Origin of the sequence: Chitinophaga sp. (assembly GCF_036566945.1) — a bacterium.
GTDB lineage: Bacteria > Bacteroidota > Bacteroidia > Chitinophagales > Chitinophagaceae > Chitinophaga.
Genome location: NZ_DATCVJ010000628.1, coordinates 1 through 6,643, shown reverse-complemented (window position 1 = coordinate 6,643; position 6,643 = coordinate 1). Strand labels below are relative to the sequence as shown.

Sequence of the window (6,643 nt, the reverse complement as noted above, 5' to 3'; positions counted from 1 at the left end):
TAATTTTTTTAATCGCTCAAAATAAGCCTGTTGATCGTTCATGTCCTTGTCTTTTCCGGTGGTGGAGGAAGAAGATACGGCATAGATAAAGCCTTTACTCAGGCTGTCTATTTTCCGGATCCTTGCTTCGCTTGTTTCTGGAGTTATCAGGAAGATGAGGTGCAGGTTATATTTTTCAAAGATAGGTCTGTATTCATTTTCATACTCCGCCATAGGCAGGTCGGGTACGATGATACCGTCTACTCCTACTTCCGCGCATTTGGCACAAAAGGCTTCAACGCCGTAAGTCAATACAGGATTAAAGTATCCCATGAGGATAACGGGTACCTGTATCTTTTCTCTGAAACCGGTGAGCTGATTAAAAAGAGTGTGTAGGCTCATTCCGTTCTGCAGGGCTTTGGTGCTGCTGTCCTGGATCACCGGGCCATCGGCCAGAGGATCGGAGAAAGGCATACCCAGTTCAATGAGATCCGCACCATGTTGTTGCAGGGCAGTCATTACCGGCAGGGTATCATTTAACTGCGGAAAACCAGCCGTGCAATATATATTTAAAACGCCGTGTTGCTTTGTGGCAAACAGTTGATCAATACGATTTTGCATAATCCATTTTATTTATTCATGTGACGGATATAGGTATCCAGGTCTTTATCACCGCGGCCGGAAAGGCATACCACTACTACATCATCTGCTTTGAGGGTCAGGTCTTTCAACTTGGCCAGTGCGTGAGCTGATTCCATGGCCGGGATAATTCCTTCCAGCAGGCTCAGTTCATAAGCAGCAGCGAGGGCTTCGTCGTCGGTGGCAGACAGGAACTGTGCGCGACCTGACTCATACAGGTGGGCGTGCATAGGTCCGATGCCGGGATAATCCAGTCCTGCGGAGATAGAGTGTGGTTCAGTGATTTGCCCATCATCTGTTTGCATAAGCAGGGTTTTGCTGGCATGGATAATACCAATGGTGCCCAGCTGGGTGGTGGCAGCAGAAAAACCGCTGTGTACACCTTTACCGCCTGCTTCTACGGCTACCAGCTTTACGTTTTCCCTATCAAGATAATGGAAATAGGCGCCGGCAGCGTTACTTCCGCCACCGATACAGGCCACTACATAGTTAGGATCTTCGCTACCGGTTTTAGCCAGCAGTTGTTTTTTTATTTCTTCGCTGATCACCGATTGGAAGCGTGCCACCATATCAGGATATGGATGCGGGCCTGCGGCGGTGCCGAGGATATAATGTGTATCTACCGGATTATTGATCCAGTCGCGTATCGCTTCGTTGGTAGCGTCTTTCAGGGTTTTGCTGCCACTGGTAGCAGGAACTACGGTAGCGCCGAGCATTTTCATGCGGGCTACGTTAGGCGCTTGTCTTTCAATGTCGATGCTGCCCATATACACCACGCATTCCATGCCCATGAGGGCGCATACCGTTGCGGTGGCCACGCCATGTTGTCCGGCGCCGGTTTCAGCGATGATGCGGTGTTTGCCCAAACGCTTTGCCAGCAGGATCTGGCCGATGGTGTTATTTACTTTATGTGCACCGGTATGATTCAGGTCTTCCCGTTTGAGATAAATCTGCGCTTTATATTTTTCAGACAAACGTTTAGCGAAATATAAAGGGGAAGGTCTGCCTACATAATCTGTGAGCAGGGCTTCGAACTCCTGTTGAAAGGAGGGATCGCTGAGTATGCCGAGATATTTGGTTTGTAATTCGTCCACATTGGGAAATAACATTTCAGGAATGTATGCCCCACCAAATCTGCCATAATAGCCATTCTTATCCACCTGATACCTGGAGTTGCCGGTATTAATCGCAATATCCATGACCGTTTATTTTATTATTGATGAATGAATTTGTTTTACAAAATGTTCTACCAGCGCGATGTTTTTCACACCGGGACTGTCTTCAAACTTGCTGTTTACATCTGCTGCAAACAGTGCCGGTAATTGCAGATCGCTGATAGCTGCTGCCTGATCCGGCGTAATGCCACCACTTAAAAAGAAGGGATGGTCAAACGGGTAAGTGTTAAGCAGTTCCCAGTTAAAGCGCTCACCGGTGCCGCCATATAATTTTACGGAAGCGGTATCGAACAGGAAATAATCCGTTACAGGAACAAATGGCGCCAGCTCCGTTTGCCAGTCAACGTTATCCCCTATACGAAAAGCTTTGACTACCGGAATCGTTTCCCGGATGGTGGCACAGAACTCCGGTGTTTCGTCGCCATGCAGCTGCACCATATCCAGCGCGAAGTCGGCGATGGTACGTTGTATCTGCGCTTGTGAAGCATTTACAAATACGCCGACTTTCCTGATACCGGTTGTTTCACGTACTGATCTTGCATCTATTTTGTTGCCGGCAAAACGAGGTGATTTCTCATGAAAAATAAATCCTGCATAATCTACGCTGTTAGCCACCAGCGCCTGCAAATCATTTATTCTTGTAATGCCGCAAACTTTTATACGCATAGGATGATTATTTGTGTTCCAGATCATGAAGTGTTTGTACAAAATTTTCGAATGCGCGGGCAGGATCTTCTTGTTTCATAAAATGTTCTCCTATGAGGAAGCCCTGGAACCCGGCAGCTTTGAGGGTAACGATGGAAGCGGGGTCGTTGATACCGCTTTCGGCTACCTTCACTTTATCGGCCGGAATTTTCGGCGCCAGTTCGCAGGAGCGGTTAAAGTCTACCTGGAAAGTGATCAGGTCGCGGTTGTTCACCCCTACGAGGTGTGTATGTGCCGTTACTTTTTCCAGTTGTGCTTCGCTGTGTACTTCCAGCAATACTTCCAGGCCGAGGTTATGTGCAAATTCCGCGAGGTAGGCTACCTGCGCCGCGTCGAGGCATTCAGCAATCAGCAGGATCACATCTGCGCCGATGGCTTTTGCTTCGAGGATCTGGTATTCATCTATCACAAAATCTTTGCGCAGAATAGGGATCTGGTTGAAGCTGCGGGCCTGTTGCAGGTCATCAGAGGAGCCACCGAAATATTTTTCATCGGTGAGAACAGACAAGCCGGAGGCGCCATAGCGTGTATACGCCGTGGTTACCTGCTGCACAGTTACCTCTCCGTTGATCACTCCTTTGGAAGGAGAGCGGCGTTTGAATTCCGCGATGATGCCGGTCTTTTCCGGCTGTTGCAGGAAATGACGGAGTGATAAGGTTTCGCGGGCAAATCCGGGTGACTGTTGCAGGTCGGATGCGCTGCGCTGTAATTTGCGGGCAGCTACTTCTATTTGTTTATGTGCAACTATTTCTGCTAAAATATTCTTCATGATAAATGATCCTACGACTGCAATGCAATCAGTTTTTTAAATGCGGTATGTGCATTGCCCGACTCCAGGGATTCCACCGCGGCGGCGAAGCAATCATCATACGAATTATATTTTCCGAGGCTGTACAGTCCCATTGCTGCGTTTGCAAATACAACGGAGTTCTGTGCCCAGGTACCTTCTCCTTTCAGGATCTTCATAAAGATCTTCGCGGCTTCTTCTGTGCTGTTACCGCCGTAGATATCTTCCTGGTGTACTTTACGTTTACCCAGTTGTTCCGGGGTCCAGTCCTGTTCACCTTTATTGGTGATTACTTTGGTATCTGCGGTCAGTGATATTTCGTCATAACCATCGAGGCTGTGTACAATCACAAACTGTTTGTCTGTTTGCTGGAACAGGTAGTTGTATACCCTTGCCATTTCCAGGCTATATACGCCAATCAGCTGATGTTTGGCGAAGGCCGGATTCACCAGTGGTCCCAGCATATTAAAGAACGTACGGATACCCAGCTGACGGCGAATACCGGCAACATGCTTCAGGGCGGGGTGAAACAGGGGTGCATGGAGGAAACAGATGCCTGATTCTTCCAGCTCTGTTCTCAGTTTGGCGTCGTCACTTTTGAATTTGTAGCCCACCAGTTCCATTACATTGGAAGCACCGCTAACAGAAGACACGCCATAGTTGCCATGTTTGGCCACTTTAGCGCCGGCTCCTGCCACCACAAAGCACGACAAGGTAGAAATATTAAAGGTATTTTTTGCATCCCCGCCGGTACCTACGATGTCGAGTACATCGTAACCGTTTAAATTTACGGGTACACAGAGTTCCAGCAAGGCATCGCGGAAGCCCAACAGTTCATCGATGGTGATGCTGCGCATAAGGTACACCGTCATGAAAGCCGCCAGTTCGCTTTCATTGAACATGCCTTTGGAGATGCTGATCAGAATATCTTTAGCAGCTTCGCGGCTGAAAGTTTTATGTTCGAAGAGATAATTAAGAATCTTTTTCATGATAGCTGTTAACTTTTAGCTGTTAGTTGTTAGCCTTTAGCTGTTAGTTAGATGAATGTTGTTTGAAATTTGGTAAAGATGAATGGCTGTCATTACAGGCTTAACCAGTTTCTCAAGATCTTTTCGCCCTGCGGGGTGAGTACGCTTTCCGGGTGGAATTGTACGCCGCTTACATCATATTTGTTATGTTGTAAAGCCATGATAAAACCATCTTCATCTTTCGCGGTGATGGTTAATTCAGCGGGCAGGGTAGATTCATCAATTACCCAGGAATGATAGCGACCGGCCATTATTTGTCTTGGCAAATCCTTAAACAGGCGCCCATCTTCCTTAATGATATTAATATTGGTCGCCACGCCGTGGTATACTTCTTTCAGGTTAGTGAGTGAAGCGCCAAAAGCCTGTCCGATGGCCTGTTGACCCAAACAAACGCCGAAGATGGATTTGGTAGGTGCATATTCTTTGATGAGGGGCAGTAATAATCCTGCTTCTTCGGGAATACCGGGACCGGGTGATAAAATTATTTTATCGTAGTCGTTTACTTTTTCCAATGGAATTTCATCATTGCGTACTACGGTAACCTTACCGTTGATGATTTTTTCCACGAGGTGAACGAGGTTGTATGTAAAAGAGTCGTAGTTATCGAAAACGAGGATGTTCATACTAAATTTTTTGTGCCAGCAGAATGGCTTGTTTTAACGCATTGAGTTTGTTGTTTACTTCTTCGAGTTCGGAAGAAGCCACTGATTTGGCTACCACGCCGGCGCCGGCCTGATAGTACAGGGTATTCATTTTGCTGAGTATGGAGCGGATCATGATGGCGTGGTTAAAGTTGCCATTGAAACCAACAGCACCTATACAACCACCGTAGAAGCCACGTGCAGTGGGTTCGTACTGGTCAATGATTTCCATGGCGCGGTATTTTGGTGCACCTGACAGGGTACCTGCCGGGAAGGAAGAGGCCAGGAGGGTAAATGGATTCATTGTTGGATCTACCTTTCCGGTTACTTCGCTTACCAGGTGGATAACGTGGGAATAGAAATGTACCTGTCTGTAGGAAGCTACTTCCACTTCTGTTGCATTTCTGCTGAGGTCATTGCGGGCCAGATCCACCAGCATCACGTGTTCTGCGTTTTCCTTCGGATCTTCCAGCAGTTTATTGGCCAGCATTTTATCCTGCTCATCGTCTCCGGTACGGCGGAAAGTGCCTGCAATGGGGTGAATGGTAGCTTTACCATCTGTGATCACAATCTGTGCTTCCGGTGAGGAACCCATTAGTTTGTAGTCGCCGTAATCGAAAAAGAAAAGATAAGGAGAAGGGTTGATGGAGCGGAGAGCGCGGTAAACATTGAATTCGTCGCCTTTAAAGGATTGCTGGAAAGCTCTGGAGAGTACTACCTGGAAAACGTCTCCGCGGAAGCAGTGTTGTTTACCTTGTTCTACCATTTGCATATATTCCGCGTCTGTCATATTACTTTCCTCTTCTCCGGTAGTAGCAAAAGGATACCCTGGGGAATCTTTGTGCCGGATGAGTGATTCGATCAGTTCAAACTCGCTGTCGACGCCCTCTACCTGGTTTTCGCAAAGATAGAGTTCATCTTTAAAGTGATTGATGGCGATTACATATTGATAATAGCGGTAACGCATCAAAGGAATGGTATTACCGGCTTCTTGTTTCTTTTTATTGAATTCGATGGTTTCGAAGAACTGAACGGCGTCGAAGGTGGTGTAGCCGAAGAGGCTCTGCGCCATTGGTACCGGGTGTTTGCCGGTGAATGAATAGTTACCGAGGAACTTCTCCATTTCATCCAGTACCTGTTGTTTATTTCTCAGTTCTTTCTTTTCTACGGGCAGGTTAGGATACTTGAATTCGAAGTGTGAAGTGGAGGTAACTTCAATACCTGCAATAGGTTTCACACATATAAACGAATAACTGTTGTCACTGGCCCTGTAGTCGGTGCTTTCGAGGAGGATGGAACCCGGGAATTTATCGCGTAGCCGCAGATATATTCCCACTGGCGTGAAAATGTCTGCCAGCATCTGTTTGGATCTCGTTTTTACTTGGATGGTACGCATGATGTATTGGGTGAAGTGTTTGTTTTATGGTAAAATGGGAAGGGCTGAAAAAGCGGAAGGCCCGCTGTGTAACAGCGGGCCTTCCAAATATATTTCTAAACGAAACATGGCACTGTAACACAGATCAGGAATTGATTCCGTGCCACCACCAATGTTTGTTTGTAATGATATTTTGCATAGCGAGAACAAAAGTGGAACATTTTTTTAGAAAATGCAAATTTTTTTTGAGAGAGCGGAGGGTAAGGCCTTCGGCCTTTGTCTTTAGGCAGGATTAGACTGATTTTGGTGATTTT

Annotated in this window: 8 protein-coding genes; all 8 read right to left on the bottom strand. The window is 46.8% G+C overall.

All coding sequences use genetic code 11. The features are described from left to right. Positions 1-600: tryptophan synthase subunit alpha (gene trpA, locus VIP81_RS19285; RefSeq protein WP_331964820.1), on the bottom strand; the 600-nt coding region annotated here is incomplete at its 3' end. 8 nt (positions 601-608) lie between these two features. Then, a complete protein-coding gene (gene trpB / locus VIP81_RS19280) occupies positions 609-1,817 on the bottom strand; it encodes a tryptophan synthase subunit beta (protein WP_331964817.1) in 1,209 nt (402 codons plus the stop codon). Between the two features lie 6 nt (positions 1,818-1,823). Continuing rightward, complete coding sequence (locus VIP81_RS19275) at positions 1,824-2,459, bottom strand: phosphoribosylanthranilate isomerase (protein WP_331964814.1); 636 nt, start codon at positions 2,457-2,459, stop codon at positions 1,824-1,826. 7 nt (positions 2,460-2,466) lie between these two features. Next, positions 2,467-3,267: an indole-3-glycerol phosphate synthase TrpC gene (gene trpC / locus VIP81_RS19270; RefSeq protein WP_331964811.1), complete on the bottom strand. Its 801-nt coding sequence runs from the start codon at positions 3,265-3,267 to the stop codon at positions 2,467-2,469. An 11-nt stretch (positions 3,268-3,278) separates the two neighbouring features. Beyond that, positions 3,279-4,274 carry an anthranilate phosphoribosyltransferase gene (gene trpD, locus VIP81_RS19265; RefSeq protein WP_331964808.1) on the bottom strand — a complete coding sequence of 332 codons (996 nt, stop codon included), beginning with the start codon at positions 4,272-4,274 and terminating at the stop codon, positions 3,279-3,281. 92 nt (positions 4,275-4,366) lie between these two features. Beyond that, positions 4,367-4,936, bottom strand: coding sequence for an aminodeoxychorismate/anthranilate synthase component II (locus tag VIP81_RS19260; protein ID WP_331964805.1), 570 nt, complete (start codon positions 4,934-4,936; stop codon positions 4,367-4,369). Position 4,937: 1 nt separating this feature from the next. Further along, positions 4,938-6,350: an anthranilate synthase component I family protein gene (locus VIP81_RS19255; RefSeq protein WP_331964802.1), complete on the bottom strand. Its 1,413-nt coding sequence runs from the start codon at positions 6,348-6,350 to the stop codon at positions 4,938-4,940. 95 nt (positions 6,351-6,445) lie between these two features. Beyond that, on the bottom strand, positions 6,446-6,643 hold a 198-nt coding region (locus tag VIP81_RS19250), incomplete at its 5' end, for a hypothetical protein (protein ID WP_331964799.1).